The organism is Ralstonia pickettii, assembly GCF_000607165.1.
Lineage (GTDB): Bacteria > Pseudomonadota > Gammaproteobacteria > Burkholderiales > Burkholderiaceae > Ralstonia > Ralstonia holmesii.
In genome coordinates, this window is the sequence record NZ_JFZG01000008.1 from 97894 (window position 1) to 112376 (window position 14483).

The window sequence follows — 14483 nt, forward strand, 5'->3', positions numbered from 1 at the left end:
ATAATGGCCGAACGGGCGTCAAATCGTGAGGAAAATCAGCATTTTAGCGCGCGCGGAGCGCCGTCTGCAGGGTCGGGCGAACAGGCCTAGAATCGTTTGCCTATCTTCTCCTCGATGGAAACGAACCCCATGACGACAGCAATGCGGATTCTGGTGCTTGGCGCCGGTGGCACCGGCGGCTATTTCGGCGGCCGGCTCGCCCAGGCGGGCGCAGACGTGACCTTCCTGGTGCGGCCAGCACGCGCGGCGCGGTTGCGCGAACACGGTCTCGTGATCCGCAGCCCGCACGGCGATGCGCAATTGCCCGTGCAGACCATCACCGCGGACCAGGCCGCGACTTGGGGCCGTGCCGATCTGGTGCTGCTGAGCTGCAAGGCCTACGACCTGGAAGACGCCATCACCGCAATCCGCCCCGTGGTGGGCGAGCGCACGGTGGTGTTGCCGGTGCTGAACGGGCTGGCGCATCTGGAACGGCTTGATGCCGCGTTCGGTGAATCGCGCGTGCTCGGTGGGCTGTGCCACATCAGTGCAACGAGCGCGCCGGACGGGGCGGTGCTGCACCTGAGCAACGGCCAGGGCCCGGCCGTGCACTCCATTACCTTTGGCGAGCGCACGCCGCATGCGCCGCGCGAGCGCACCGAGGCGATTCGCGACGTGTTTGCCACGGCCAACTTTGATTCGGTGCTGGCTGAAAACGTCATGCAGGACATGTGGGAAAAGTTCACCTTTCTCACTTCGCTGGCGGCAATGACTTGCCTGATGCGGGCGACGGTGGGCGAGATTGTTGCCACGGACGAGGGCGCTGCGTTGAACGAGGCGATGTTCACAGCGTGCGAGCGTGTGGCGGCGGCTTCGGGGTATCCGAATCGGCAGGCTGCGCGCGAACGCGGGCTCAATGTGCTGACGCAGGCTGGGTCGCCGCTGACGGCATCGATGCTGCGGGACCTGGAGAGTGGTGCGCGCGTTGAGGCCGATCACATCGTGGGGGACATGCTGCGCCGTGGGCGGGCATTGGGGACAGATGTTTCGTTGCTTCGGGTGGCGTTTGCGCATTTGCAGGCTTATCAGCAGCGGTTGCTGCGGCCGGCGGTGGGCTGATTGTTTGTGCTTTCTGTTGGCCCCTGTTTCATCCCCTTGCGGGGCTGACTCACTTTCTTTGTCTTGCCAAAGAAAGTAAGCAAAGAAAGGCGCGCCCGAGATGGCGACAGACTCCTTGAATTTATGTCGCAGTGAGGGAGGAGGAGAGGCAAACTCGCTGCGCTCAAACAGCCTCCCCTCTTTTCCTCCCTGCAACAGAAATTCAAGGCGCCATCTAGGGCAGGGTACGGCCAAACCATCTGGCCGCTAGTGTTGCCGACTTGGGCTGCTTTGTCGTTTTCCTACTGCCAGCCGCCGCCCAATGCCTGCATTAGCGCGGCCGAATCCAGCAACCGATCCGCTTGGCTCTGTACCTGCTGCAGCGTGGCCTGATCGACCTGGCGTTGGGCGTCCAGCAGCGTTAGCGTGCTGATGCCACCGGCAGCGTGGCGGGCTTCGGCGGCGTGCAGGGTCTGTTGCGCCTGGTCGGTTGCCAGGGCTCTGGCCTGCAGCGTTTGGGCGTCGTTGTGCACGGCGTGCAGGGCGTCGGCCACTTCCTGCAAGCCTTGCAATACGGCTTGCTTGTAGGCGGCGCCCGCTGCATCGTAGGCGGCTTCGGCTTCGCGCTTTTTGGCGCGCAGGGTGCCGCCGTGAAAGATCGGCTGCGTGAGACCGGCGCCGAGGTTCCAGATGCTTGATCCGGCGCCCAGCAGATTGCGGAAGCTGGTGGTTTCCGAACCCAGTCCTGCAGACAAAGTGATGCGCGGGAACAGGTTGGCCGTGGCCACGCCCACGTTGGCGCTGGCTTCGTGCCACATCGCTTCGGCGGCGCGGATGTCGGGGCGCCGCTGCGCGAGCGTCGATGGCAGCGACACCGGCAGCGGGTCGGGCAGATGCAGCGCATCGAGCGACGGCAGGTCCGGCAACCCAGCACCGGGTTCACGGCCCAGCAGTACCGATAGACGATGCCGCTGCTGCGCAGCCTGCTGCATGAGCGGTGGCAGCGTGGCATCGGTCTGCGCGACGAGCGTGCGCTGCGAGAACGCATCGACCTGCGCGACGCCACCAAGGCTGAGGCGGCGCTCCGTGATCTCCAACTGCCTGCGCTGCTCGGCCGCCAATCGCTGCGTGGCCGCAATCTGCGCATCCAGCGCCGCAATCCGCACCGCCGCCGTCACCACATTGCCGGCCAGCGACAGGCGCGCCGCCTCCATTTCATAACGCTGCGTATCGAGCTGCGCGCGCGATGCCTCCAGCGCGCGTCGCACGCCGCCAAAAATATCCAGCGCATACGACACCGACAGCGACGCCGAATACAACGTGAACGGCCCCGGCTTGGGCGTATTGAACCCGAACGCCTCGGGGTTGATCTGCTGACGCACCGCCGACACGGTGCCATCCACCGACGGCATCACATAGCCGAACTGCGCCTCGGCTTCGGCCTGTGCCTGGCGCAAGCGCGCTTCCGCCTGCATGACGGACGGGCTTGCGCGCAACGCCTCGTCCACCAGCGCATCAAGCGCGGGCGATCGGAACAGGTGCCACCAATCGGCCGGCACGTTGGCATCGACAAGATGCTGCGCTTCGCCGCCCACAACAGGCGCGGATGCGGTTTCCCGCAACACGGGCTGCGCCGAGTAGCCGACGGCCGCAGGCCCGCCTGGCGTCTTGAAATCGGGACCGACGGCACAGCCGCTCAGATACAACGCGGCGATCAAAAGCACACCAATCGCCCGCCCACCACTCGCCAACGCTCGCCGCGCCGCCAACCCCGGCGCCCAGACGGTGTGGCCGCACCCTGCCCTAGATGGCGCCTTGAATTTCTGTTGCAGAGAGGAAAAAGGAAGGGAAACTGTTTGAGCGCAGCGAGTTTTTCCCTTCCCCTCTCTGCGACATAAATGCAAGGAGAAGTCGCCATCTCGGGCGCGCCTTTCTTTGCTTACCTTTCTTTGGCAAGACAAAGAAAGTAAGTCGGCCCCGGCAGGGGACGAAACAAGGGATGCACCACCATCTTCCTGACAACACGAAATCCGCAGCGTCCGCATACCCCACCTCAATCCAGCGTCTTGCGATAAAACCGCAACGCAACCCCCAGCACCACCACCGTAAACACCATCAGCGGCCAAATGCTCGGCCACAGCTCAAACCAGCCATTGCCTTTGAGCAGGATGCCGCGCGTGAGCCGGTTGAAGTACGTCATCGGCAGCAGGTTGCCGATTGCCTGCGCCCACTTGGGCATGCCCACGAACGGAAACATGAAACCCGACAGCAGGATGTTGGGCAGGAAGTAGAAGAAAGTCAGCTGCGTCGCCTGCAGTTGGTTTTGCGCGAGCGACGACAGCGTGATCCCCACCGTCAGGCTCGCCACGATAAACAGCAGCGCCGACACGTAGACCATCCACACGCTGCCGACAAACGGAACGTGGAAAACGAAGACCGCCATCAGCAGGATGATGGTCACCTGCACCAGCCCGATGAAGATGTACGGAACGATCTTGCCCGTCATCACCTCCAGCGGATGCACCGGCGTGGCGAGCAGGTTTTCCATCGTGCCGCGCTCGCGCTCGCGCGTCATGGCCAGGCCCGTCATCATCACCATGGTCATCGTCAGGATGGTGCCCATCAGGCCGGGGATGATGTTGTACTGCGTGATGCCTTCCGGGTTGTAGAGCTTGTGGATGCGCACATCGAATGGCGGCGCCGCACCGTTTGCGCCCGCGCCTCCGGCCAGTTGTGACAACGCGCCCTTCATATCCTTGCTGACGACGCCCTGCACCAGTTGCGAGAGCGAGGCCACGGCCAGGCCGGTCGCGGCGGGGTCAGTGGCATCGGCCTCCACGAGCAGCGAGGGCTTCTCGCCGCGCACGAGCTTGCGCGTGAAGTCCGGCGGGATTGATACGACAAACTGAAGCTGGCCTTTGGCCAACGCTTCGCGCCCGGCGGTTTCGTCTGTCAGCGTGGTCGCCAAGTCGAAGTAGTCGGAGTTGCGCATGCTGGCCAGGAAGCTGCGCGTGAACTCGCTCTGGTCTGCGGCAATGACGCCAGTCAGCAGATGCTTCGGGTCGGCGTTGATGGCAAAGCCGAAGAGGAACAGTTGCATGATCGGAATGCCGATCATCATGGCGAACGTCACGCGGTCGCGGCGCAGTTGCAGAAATTCCTTGAGCACCACGCTCCACCAGCGCACCAGCGAAAATTGATTGCCGTCTGGCCTCATGGCTGCGCTCCGTAATTGTCTGAGGAGCGCTTCATCATGTGGATGAACACGTCTTCGAGGCCGGTGTTGATCGGCTCGGCGCGCATGCCGGACTCACCTGCGAGCTTGCGCAACGTGCCCTCCAGCGCGTGCGCATCCGCGCCAGTCACGTGCAGCACCGAGCCAAACGCGACGGTCTGATCCACGCCGGGCTGCCCTTCCAGCTTGCGGCCCAGCTCAACCAGATTGCCTCCCGAGATCGACCACGTCGACAGGTGCTGGCCGGCAATCACCTCATCGGCGGTGCCTTGTGCGAGCAGCTCGCCATACGCGATGTAGGCGAGCTTGTGGCAACGCTCGGCCTCGTCCATGTAGTGCGTGCTGACGAGTACCGAGATGCCCTCCGCCGCCAAGCGGTGTAGCTCTTCCCAAAAATCGCGGCGCGCTTTCGGGTCGACGCCGGCGGTGGGTTCATCGAGCAGCAGCAGTTCGGGCTTGTGGAGCATGCACGCGGCCAGCGCCAAACGTTGCTTCCAGCCGCCCGACAGCGAGCCCGCCAGTTGCTTGGCACGCGACGCCAGCCCGAGATGTTCCAGCGCGTGGTCAACCACCTCGCGTCGATTGGGCATCTCGTACAGGCGTGCAACGAAATCCAGGTTCTCGCGAATGGACAGATCGTCCCAGTACGAAAACCGCTGCGTCATATAGCCGACGCGCCGCTTGATCTGCGCCGACTGCTTGAGGATGTCGTAACCCAGGCACGAACCACTGCCGCTGTCGGGCGTCAGCAGCCCGCACATCATGCGGATCGACGTGGTCTTGCCGCTGCCGTTGGGGCCCAGGAAGCCGAAGATCTCACCACGCGCGACCTGCATGGAGAGGTCTTTCACAACATGCTTGTCGCCAAAGTGCTTGTTCAGGCCATGCACGTCGATGGCGTAGCCGCCGTTGCGTGTGTGCGGTTGACCGTCGTGGCTGGCAGCGCTCATGGCAGCATCACCTCCACGGGCTGGCCCGGACGCAGCTTTGGACCATCGGCCACGGCGGGCCGTGCTTCCACCATGAAGACCAGCTTGTCGCGCGTCGTGTTGCTGTAGATGACGGGCGGTGTGTATTCGGCTTCCGTTGCGATGTACGTGACCGTGGCGTTGATATCGGCCGCGCAGCCATCGCAGTGCAGGCGCGCAGCTTGACCGGGCTTGAGCGCGCCCACCACGCCTTGCGGCACGAAGAAGCGCACCTTCACGTTCGCCGGCGGCAGCATGCGCACCACGGGGCTGCCCGCGCCAACCCACTCGCCTTCGCGATACAGCGTGTCGAATACGAGGCCGCCCTGCGTAGCCTTCTGCGCCTTCTGATCGAGCCGCCATTGCGCTTGCGCCACCGCCGCACGCGCCGCTTCCACCTGTGCCGATTGCGCGCGAATCTGGTCATTGCGCGCCGGCAACTGGGCAATGCGCAACTGGTTGGTCAGTTCACGCACGCGCTGTGCGTTGGACTGTGCGGTGGAGCGGCTAGCATCGAGCTGCGATTGCGCGATGCCACCGGCGCGGAACTGCGCCTCGTCTCGCACCAGTTGCGTCGATGAGAGCTTGTCCGCCGCCACGGCTTGTGCCAGTTGCGCGCGCACCGCATCCACCTCCGGCACACGCTTGCCGACATTCAGGTCGGCGAGTTGGGCTTCGGCGCCTTGCAGTTGCGCGGCTGCCTGCTGGCGGGCCGCCGTCTCGTCCACTGATTCCAGCGCGAAGAGCGGCGCACCAGCGTTGACGCTCTGCCCACGCTGCACGCCAAGATGTTCGAGCCGCCCACCCACGGGCGATGCCACGTAGACGAACTCGCCCTCCACATAGCCCTGGTAGATGTGGTCGTCTTGTTTGGCGCAACCCGCCAGGGCCATTGCCGCGGCAAAGGCCACCGCAAACCACCCTGCCCTGCCAATGCACAACGCTTGCCGCATACCGCCCTCCGCGGGATTCGAATTGACGCGATTGATTCGATTGCCTGCCGTGTTTGCCTACTTGCGCCCCTTGCTCTTTAGCTTGGGCTTCGGCTTCGCTTTCTTGCCGGCGCCGTCCTCAGGCGCCGCGACGGGGCCAATGCCGTGCAGCAGCAGCGCGGCCACGTGCCGGCCGATGTCCTCGTCGCTCACCTGATCCGCCAGTGGCAGACGCCCCCACAGCGCGCGCGTCGCCAGCGGCAGCATCGCCAGGCCGATCACCGACACCATCACCAGCGGCGGCTGCAGTGCCGCGTTCACCGCGCCCGCCGCTTGTGCACGGGCAATGCGGTCGACCAGCAACGTGGCGCGCTCCAGCGCGATGCGCGCAAACACGCGCTCGCGCAACTGGCCGCCTTCGCTGGCGATCTCGCGAATCCACAGCGTCGGAAACCACGGCGTGGCCGTGGCCACCGCCACCATGCGCTGCGCCACGCCGGCCACGGTCTGCGCAAGGTCCGGAAGATGCGCGTCATCGGCGATGATCGCCAGCGCCGGGCCCGTCACCTGGTCGACCAGCGGGCGGATGCGCCCCTCCACCACGGCATCGAGCAATTGATCGCGCGTCTTGAAGTGGTAATGCACCATCGGTGCCGTCACCCCGGCTTCGCGAGCGATGGCGGCAAGCGTGGTCGGGCCGACGCCGTCTCGCGCAAACAAGGTGACGGCGATGTCGAGCAGGCGGTCACGGAGGTCGTCCTGCGTTGCGCCATCCTGACGACGGGGGCGGCCTGGGCCGCGAGAGGAAGGTTTGCGGGTTGCCATTCCGCAGATATTAATTGTCGAATTAATTAATTTCAAGGCGGCATTTCGCGCCTTGCGGATCGGCCCGAAGGATGGCGACCGCGCGCCTACACGCGCGCCGCCGCATCAAGCTGCGCAAGCCGCACAAGCAAGCGGTCTTGCGCTTCGCTCGGAAAGCTCGATGTGCGGCGCACGGCGAACACGGTGTTCAGGCAGCGCCGCGCCACGATGGGGCGCACGACCCGCAGGCGCTCGCGCTCCACGGCATCCTGAATGGCATGCAATGGCAGCACCGACCAGCCCATGCCGGCCTCCACCAACGTGCTGACCTCTTCCAGGTCGGACACGTGATGGGCGCTGACGGTCGTCTCCGGCATGCGCCGGAACAGCGCCTTGAACCACAGTCCGTAGACCGCATCGGATTCATCATAGGTGACGAAGGGCAGCGCCGCGCAATCAGCCAGCGTGCGTGGCGCACTCTGCTCACGCAATGCGCGGGCGCTGCAGGCGAGCACGAATTCTTCGGTGTAGACAGCGTGGTGTTCAAACAGGCGTGACGTGCGCGGCGTGTAGACGAAGCCGAGATCGGCGCGGCCGGACTCGACATGGCCGAAGACTTCTTCGTCGCTGCCGAAGGCGAGTTCGAGGCGCACGTCGTTGAGAAGCGGCGCGTCGGATTCGGGCGATGGCTTCAGCAGCGCCGGCATCAGCACATAGCGCCCGAAGCTGGAGCCGCTCGCCAGCTTGAGCGACACGCGCTCCATCTCGCCGCTGTGCAATGCGGCGCGCAGTTCGTCCAGGCCGGCAAACGCATCGCGGCACCACGCCCGCACCGACGTGCCGGCACGCGTGAGCACGAGCTTGCGCCCCGAGCGCTCGAACAAGGGCACGCCGAGCCACTGCTCCAACTGCCGCATCTGGTACGACAGCGCCGGCTGCGACACCGCCAGGCGGTCTGCCGCGCGCACGAAGCTGCCTTCGTTGGCGACGGTCAGGAAGCTATGCAGATAGCGCAGCGGCGAGTGCGACATGGCCGTCGCCGCTCACAACGCGCCCCTGGCGCGGTGCGCCTGGTCAGGAGAGCGTTGTGAGCGGCGCCTCAATTGATCAAATTTTTGGATCGAAAAACGAAAAACATTCGATTTGATTTCAAGTCTGTCAGATCGCACAATCCGCCGCAAGTGAACGACCGATCCAGGCAGGAGGCCATCATGACAACCGCAATGCAACATCCGAGCTATGCATTGGAAGAGCGTTACGGCGCACGCAACTACGCGCCCTTGCCGGTCATGCTGGACCGCGGCGAAGGCGTGTGGCTCTTCGATACGGACGGTCGGCGCTACCTGGACATGATGTCGGCGTATTCGGCCGTCAGCTTCGGGCATTCGCATCCGAAACTCGTTGCAGCGCTGACGGAGCAGGCCGGCCGGCTGACGCTCACGTCGCGCGCATTCCACAATACCGAGCTGGGCCCCTTCCTGGCCGACGTCTGCCGCATCACGCGCATGGACCGCGCGCTGCCGATGAACACCGGCGCCGAAGCCGTCGAAACCGCCATCAAGGCTGCGCGCAAGTGGGCGCGCGACGTGAAGGGCCTGGCGCCCGAGGCGGCCGAGATCATCGTCTTCGAAAACAACTTCCACGGCCGCACGACGACGATCGTCGGGTTCTCCTCGCACGATCAATATCGCTACGGATTCGGCCCGTTCGCGGCCGGCTTCCGGCGCATTCCGTTTGGCGACGCCGATGCGCTGCGTGCGGCCATCGGACCCAACACGGGCGCAATCTTGATGGAGCCGGTGCAAGGCGAAGGCGGCATCGTCGAACCTCCTGTGGGCTACCTCAAACTCGCGCGCGAACTCGCCACCCAGCACAACGTGCTGCTCGTCTGCGACGAGGTGCAGACGGGCCTGGGCCGCACCGGCGATGTGCTGGCGAGCTGGCATGAAGGTGTTGACGCCGATCTGGTGGTGCTGGGCAAGGCGCTCGGCGGCGGCATGGTGCCGGTGTCAGCCATCGCGGGGCGCGAGGCGGTCATCGGCGTGTTCCAGCCGGGAGACCACGGCTCCACGTTTGGCGGCAACCCGCTCGCAGCGCACATCGGACGCGCGGCACTCGCCTTGCTGATCGAAGAACAACTGCCACAGCGTGCCGCGCGCGTGGGCGCAGCGTTCATCAACGAACTGAAGACGCTCGTCGGCCACGGCGTGCGGCAGGTGCGCGGGCGCGGCTTGATGATCGGCCTGCAACTCGATGCCGACATTGACGCGCACGACTTCGCCTTCGCGGTGGCCGAGCGCGGCGTGCTGACCAAGGACACCTACGGCAACGTGGTCCGCCTGACACCGCCGCTGGTCATCGGAGAGGCCGAGCTGGCGCTGGCGTTGGACGCCATCCGCCAGACGCTGGCCGGCTGGCCGCGCCGCAAGGCGGCTTGAGGAAGAACTCGCTAGGGGAGTGACATGACCATCATTGATCTGATCGGCGCGGCCATCGGCTGCGGCGCGCAAGACGACGGCTGCAAGGACGGCCCGCGTGCGCTGCTGGAGGCCGGCGCGCTGGCGCGACTGCAGACGCCGGACACGCAAGCCGCGCTCGTGCACGACATCGAATTGGCGATGTCGGCGGGGCACAGCCGCTCAGCACGCCTGGCGGCACTGCCGGGCGTGGCTGGTTTCTCGCGCGCGCTCGCCGATGCGACGGCACACAGCATGCACCAGGGGCATGTGCCGGTCGTCGTCGGCGGGGATCACTCGTGCGCGATCGGCACGTGGTCGGGTGTAGCAAACGCCTTGCGGCAGAAGGGCCCGCTGGGCCTGATCTGGATCGATGCCCACCTTGACAGCCACACACCCCAGACGAGCGATTCCGGCGCCATCCACGGGATGCCGCTGGCGACGCTGCTCGGCCACGGCGCCGCGGCCCTCACGCAGGTTCGCGATACCGCGCCAAAGCTGTCGCCAGAACACGTCGTGGTGATCGGCGCGCGCAGTTATGAGCCCGCCGAACGCGCGTTGCTCGACCTGCTAGGTGTGCGCGTCATCGACGCAGCCGAAGTGGCACGCAACGGCCTGCGCGCCGTCATGGCCGACGCAATCCGCCAAGTCAAAACGGGCACAGCGGCCTTCGGCGTAACGCTGGATCTGGATGCCTTCGACCCCGCAGTCGCGCCCGGCGTCGGCACGCCCGAAACAGACGGGCTCACCGCGCAGGGCATGGCGCAAGCACTCGCCGCATGCGCCCGCGATGCACGTTTTGCCGCATTCGAACTGGTGGAATACAACCCGCGCCACGACAAGGGCGGGATTACAGCGCATCTGGCCTTGGACCTGCTGGCCAGCGTAGCGGGCGCGTTGCACGCCCAACGCCGGGAGTATGCGACTGCGGCCTAGGCAGATCAAAAACACAGCCGCCAACACCGGCACACCAACGGTTTTCCCTTCCTGCCCTAGATGGCGCCTTGAATTTCTGTTGCGGGGAGGAAAAAGAAGGGAGGCCTGTCTGAGCGCAGCGAGTTTGCCTCCCTTCCCTCCCCGCGACCGAAATTCAAGGAATGGGTCGCCATCTCGGGCGCGCCTTTCTTTGCTTACTTTCTTTGGCAAGACAAAGAAAGTGAGTCAGCCCCGGCAGGGGATGAAACAGGGGATAAACCACCGCATCAAAAACAGAGCCGTCAGCCCGACTCTTTAATCCGAAACACCTCCACCCCCACCGACTCACAATCCGGATACACATCCGGCTTCTCCGTCGACACCCGCGCGGCCAGCACATGCGGGTGCTTGAGCATGGCCGTCAGCACATCATCGCACAGCGTCTCCTGCAGATGGATATGGCCCTGCGCCATGCGCCGCGCCACGGTGTCGCGCATGAAGTCGTAATCCACCACTTCGTGCAGCTTGTCTTCCGTGGGCGACGAATGCTCCAGCGGCACGTACAGCTCGATGTTGATCAGGACGCGCTGCTCGCCCTTCTTCTCGAATTCGTGCACGCCGATGTTGATCTGCACTTCGTAGTTGCGCAGGAACATGCGGCGGCAGTGCGACAGGCGCGGGTGGGATAGCAGGGAAAGCATGGGGCGTCCGGGGGAAGAATTATTCAGTGAGGAACATCACGTCGCGGGCCAGCGGCATCAGGTGCTGGCCTCCGTCGACGAACAGCGTGGTGCCGGTGACGGCGCGCGCGGTAGCCAGGTAGCACACGGCATCGGCGATGTCTTCCGGCGTGGACGACTGGCCCAGCGGCGTCATCTGGTGCGCGCGCGCAAAACTGCCTTGCGACTGGTCGCCCGACACCATCGTGATGCCCGGCGCCACACCCACCACGCGCAGCGCAGGCGCCAGGGCCTGCGCAAGCTGCATCGTGGCGGTCGACAGCGCCGCCTTCGACAACGTGTAAGAGAGGAAATCCGGGTTCAGGTTATCGAGCTTCTGGTCGAGCAGATTGATGACCACGCCGCGGCCTTCGGCGCCATCCGCAGTCAGCGCGCGGTGCAGCTCGCGCGAGAGCAGCAGCGGCGCCGCCACGTTGGTGCGCATGTGCGTATCGAGCGACGCGTAGCTGAAGCTGGTGGCAACGTCGTACTGGAACAGCGATGCGTTGTTGACCAGGCAGGTGGGCGTACCCAGTGCAGCGATGCAGTCGGCGATCAGGCGGCTGGCGGCAGCTTCGTCCGAGAGGTCGGCCTGCAGCACGGCGGCGCGACGGCCCATGGCGATGATCTCGGCGGCCACGGCGTCGGCCTCGGTGCGCGAGCGGTGGCAATGCACCGCCACGTCCCAGCCGTGACGGGCCAGGGCCAGGGCAATGACGCGGCCCACGCGGCGGCCTGCGCCTGTGACGAGGGCGATGCGCCGCGGTGTAGCGGATTCTGCGGTCGATTCCGCAGTTGACTGGATGGGCGTCTGCGCCATTGTTTACAATTCGCCGATGAGCAAAACCGTGAGTTTACCGCTTCCCAACGAGGCGGCGCAGGCGCAGTCCGCGCAACTGTTCGCCGTGATCGCCGACGCCATTGCGGCCGCCGGCGGCTGGCTCCCGTTCGACCGCTACATGGAACTGGCGCTCTACGCGCCCGGCCTGGGCTACTACAGCGGCGGCGCGGCCAAGTTCGGCCGCCGCGTGGAAGACGGCGGCGACTTCATCACCGCGCCCGAACTGACGCCGTTCTTCGGACGCACCGTGGCGCACCAGATCGCGCAAGTGCTTCAGGCATTACCCGAAGGCCAGCGCCACGTGCTGGAGTTTGGCGCCGGCACCGGCAAACTGGCCGCCGACATCCTCACCGAACTCGATGCGGTAGGCGCCCGACCCGACAGCTACGGCATCGTCGAACTCTCCGGCGAGCTGCGCCAGCGCCAGCAGGAGCGCCTGACCGCGCTCGGCCCCGAGCTGGGCGCCCTCGCGCAGTGGCATGACACGTTGCCCGCGCCGTTTACTGGCGTGATGATCGGCAATGAAGTGCTTGATGCGATGCCCGTGTCGCTGTGGGCGCGGCGCAGCGGCGTGTGGCACCAGCGCGGCGTGACGCTCGACGCCGAAAACGGCTTGCAATGGGAAGACCGGCTCGTTGATCCGTCAGAGGTACCGGCCAAGCTGGCCGCCCTGCCGGGCGCCGATGATCTCGTCACCGAATCGCACGAAGCCGCCGAGGGCTTTATCCGCAGCGCCGGTGCAGCACTTGAGCGCGGCCTGCTGCTGCTGATCGACTACGGTTTCCCGGCTGCCGAGTACTACCACGCGCACCGCGCCAACGGCACGCTCATGTGCCACTACCGCCAGCACGCGCATGACGATCCGTTCTGGCTGCCAGGCCTGCAGGACATCACCGCGCACGTCGATTTTTCGGGGATTGCCCAAGCGGGCCAGGAGGCCGGGCTGGACCTGCTCGGCTATACGAGCCAGGCGCGCTTTCTGTTGAGCGCCGGGGTGGGCGAGCTGCTGATGACGCTAGATCCGTCCGACCCGATGCAGTTTCTGCCGGCAGCCAATGCCGTGCAGAAGCTGCTGTCGGAAGCGGAGATGGGCGAGCTGTTCAAGGCCATCGCGCTGGGCAAAGGCATCGATGCGGCGCTGCCGCTGGCCGGCTTTGCTGATGCCGACCGCTCGAACCGCTTGGGTTAGTCAATCAGGCTGACGCGGCTTTGGCCGCCAAGGCGCGTTCGTTCTGCTCGGCCTCATAGCGGCCGATCGTACCGCGCATCCACCACAGCAGCACCAGGCCCGGGAAGGCAAACGCCACGGTCATCAGATAAAACGCGGGCCAGCCATAGGCTTCCACGAGGTAGCCCGAGGTTGGCCCGACGTACACGCGGCCGATGGAAGCCAGCGCTGACAGCAACGCATACTGCGTCGCCGAGAACGACCGGTTGCACAGCGCCATCAGCAACGCCACAAAGGCCGCCGTGCCCATGCCGCCGCAGATGTTCTCGATGCCGATGGCCACCGCCATGGTCCACAGATGCTGCGGCGTGACGGCCAGCACCCAGTAGCCCAGGTTGGACACCGCCTGCAGCACCCCAAAGAGCAGCAGCGCGCGCACCAGCCCCAGCCGCACCATCAGCGTGCCGCCATACAGCGCCCCCACGATGGTGGCCGCCAAACCAAGTGTCTTGTTGACGATGCCGACCTCGCCGGCGGAAAACCCGACGCCGCGGATCAGGAACGTGGTCGACAGGCTGCCTGCAAACGCGTCGCCCAGCTTGTAAAGCACAATCAGCGCCAACAGCGCCCAAGCGCCCCGGCGTGAGAAAAAGTCACGCAGTGGGCCGACCACGGCTTCCTGCAGACTGCGCGGCGGGCGTGCCGACACCTCCGGCTCCGGCGACCACAGCGTCGCGATGATGCCCAGCGCCATCAGCCCGGCCATCAGCAGGTACATGTTGCTCCAGCCCATCACGCGATCGGCCAGATACAACGCCAGGCCGCCCGACACCAGCATCGCCAGCCGGTAGCCGAGCACCTTCACGGCCGCACCGACACCGCGCTCACTCGTATGCAGCACATCGGTGCTGTAGGCATCGAAAACGATGTCCTGCGACGCTGATAAAAACGCCACCAGCACTGCCAGCCCAGCCAGCGCCCAGAGCGCGGCATGCGGAGGCGTGAAGGCCATGGCGGCAATCGACGCCACCAGCCCAGCCTGCGTCAGCACGAGCCAGCCGCGCCGGCGCCCCATGAGCGGCGGCGTAAACCGGTCCATCAACGGCGCCCACAGGAACTTGAAGATGTACGCCTGCCCCACCAGCGAGAACAACCCGATGGTGCGGATGTCGAGTCCTTCCACCGTCATCCAGGCCTGCAGCGTGCCCGATGTCAGCGCCAGCGGCAGGCCGGAGGCAAAGCCCAGCAACAGCATCGCGCCGATGCGGCGGTTGCGAAAGATATCGAGGTAATCGTGGAAGGTCATGCGGCGGGCCAGAGGCGAAGGCGATGCGAATGCGGGTTGCCACGTAGCGTGGCGCGGTGCGT

13 protein-coding genes are annotated in these 14483 nt (G+C 65.5%); 4 read left to right on the plus strand and 9 right to left on the minus strand.

The genetic code is table 11. The annotated features are described in order from the left end of the window. The first annotated feature begins 141 nt into the window (after positions 1–141). The gene (panE, locus tag BG83_RS0111905) at positions 142–1098 is read left to right on the plus strand and encodes a 2-dehydropantoate 2-reductase (protein ID WP_024976932.1); all 957 of its coding nucleotides are present in this window, start codon (positions 142–144) and stop codon (positions 1096–1098) included. A 281-nt stretch (positions 1099–1379) separates the two neighbouring features. On the opposite strand, the gene BG83_RS0111910 is transcribed toward panE, so the two are convergent. The 6 genes from BG83_RS0111910 to BG83_RS0111935 all read right to left on the minus strand — a co-directional run bounded on the left by BG83_RS0111910 (position 1380) and on the right by BG83_RS0111935 (position 8047). Further along, positions 1380–3122, minus strand: coding sequence for an efflux transporter outer membrane subunit (locus BG83_RS0111910; protein WP_024976933.1), 1743 nt, complete (start codon positions 3120–3122; stop codon positions 1380–1382). A gap of 8 nt (positions 3123–3130) precedes the next feature. After that, positions 3131–4294 carry an ABC transporter permease gene (locus tag BG83_RS0111915; RefSeq protein WP_024976934.1) on the minus strand — a complete coding sequence of 388 codons (1164 nt, stop codon included), beginning with the start codon at positions 4292–4294 and terminating at the stop codon, positions 3131–3133. After that, a complete protein-coding gene (locus tag BG83_RS0111920; RefSeq protein ID WP_024976935.1) occupies positions 4291–5262 on the minus strand; it encodes an ABC transporter ATP-binding protein in 972 nt (323 codons plus the stop codon). Before BG83_RS0111920 ends, BG83_RS0111915 begins: the two co-directional genes overlap by 4 nt. Beyond that, entirely contained in the window at positions 5259–6233 is a 975-nt protein-coding gene (locus BG83_RS0111925; protein ID WP_024976936.1) for an HlyD family secretion protein, read from the minus strand. Before BG83_RS0111925 ends, BG83_RS0111920 begins: the two co-directional genes overlap by 4 nt. A 57-nt stretch (positions 6234–6290) precedes the next feature. Next, positions 6291–7037, minus strand: coding sequence for a TetR/AcrR family transcriptional regulator (locus BG83_RS0111930; RefSeq protein ID WP_024976937.1), 747 nt, complete (start codon positions 7035–7037; stop codon positions 6291–6293). Positions 7038–7123: 86 nt separating this feature from the next. Then, a complete protein-coding gene (locus BG83_RS0111935; RefSeq protein WP_024976938.1) occupies positions 7124–8047 on the minus strand; it encodes a LysR family transcriptional regulator in 924 nt (307 codons plus the stop codon). Between the two features lie 180 nt (positions 8048–8227). On the opposite strand from BG83_RS0111935, the gene rocD reads away from it, so the two are divergent. Both rocD and BG83_RS0111945 read left to right on the plus strand, forming a co-directional pair. Further along, positions 8228–9454, plus strand: coding sequence for an ornithine--oxo-acid transaminase (rocD, locus tag BG83_RS0111940; RefSeq protein ID WP_024976939.1), 1227 nt, complete (start codon positions 8228–8230; stop codon positions 9452–9454). Positions 9455–9478: 24 nt separating this feature from the next. After that, entirely contained in the window at positions 9479–10408 is a 930-nt protein-coding gene (locus BG83_RS0111945; protein WP_024976940.1) for an arginase, read from the plus strand. 281 nt (positions 10409–10689) lie between these two features. Here BG83_RS0111945 and BG83_RS0111950 read toward each other — a convergent pair whose 3' ends face one another. Beyond that, positions 10690–11088: a dihydroneopterin aldolase gene (locus BG83_RS0111950; RefSeq protein WP_024976941.1), complete on the minus strand. Its 399-nt coding sequence runs from the start codon at positions 11086–11088 to the stop codon at positions 10690–10692. Positions 11089–11107: 19 nt separating this feature from the next. After that, complete coding sequence (locus BG83_RS0111955; RefSeq protein ID WP_024976942.1) at positions 11108–11926, minus strand: SDR family oxidoreductase; 819 nt, start codon at positions 11924–11926, stop codon at positions 11108–11110. A gap of 16 nt (positions 11927–11942) precedes the next feature. Between BG83_RS0111955 and BG83_RS0111960 the strand changes: the two genes are divergently transcribed. Next, on the plus strand, positions 11943–13136 hold the full coding sequence (locus tag BG83_RS0111960) for a class I SAM-dependent methyltransferase (RefSeq protein WP_024976943.1): 1194 nt from the start codon (positions 11943–11945) through the stop codon (positions 13134–13136). Between the two features lie 4 nt (positions 13137–13140). Here the strand turns inward: BG83_RS0111960 and BG83_RS0111965 are convergent, their stop codons facing one another. Further along, complete coding sequence (locus BG83_RS0111965) at positions 13141–14421, minus strand: muropeptide transporter (RefSeq protein WP_024976944.1); 1281 nt, start codon at positions 14419–14421, stop codon at positions 13141–13143. Positions 14422–14483: the final 62 nt, after the last annotated feature.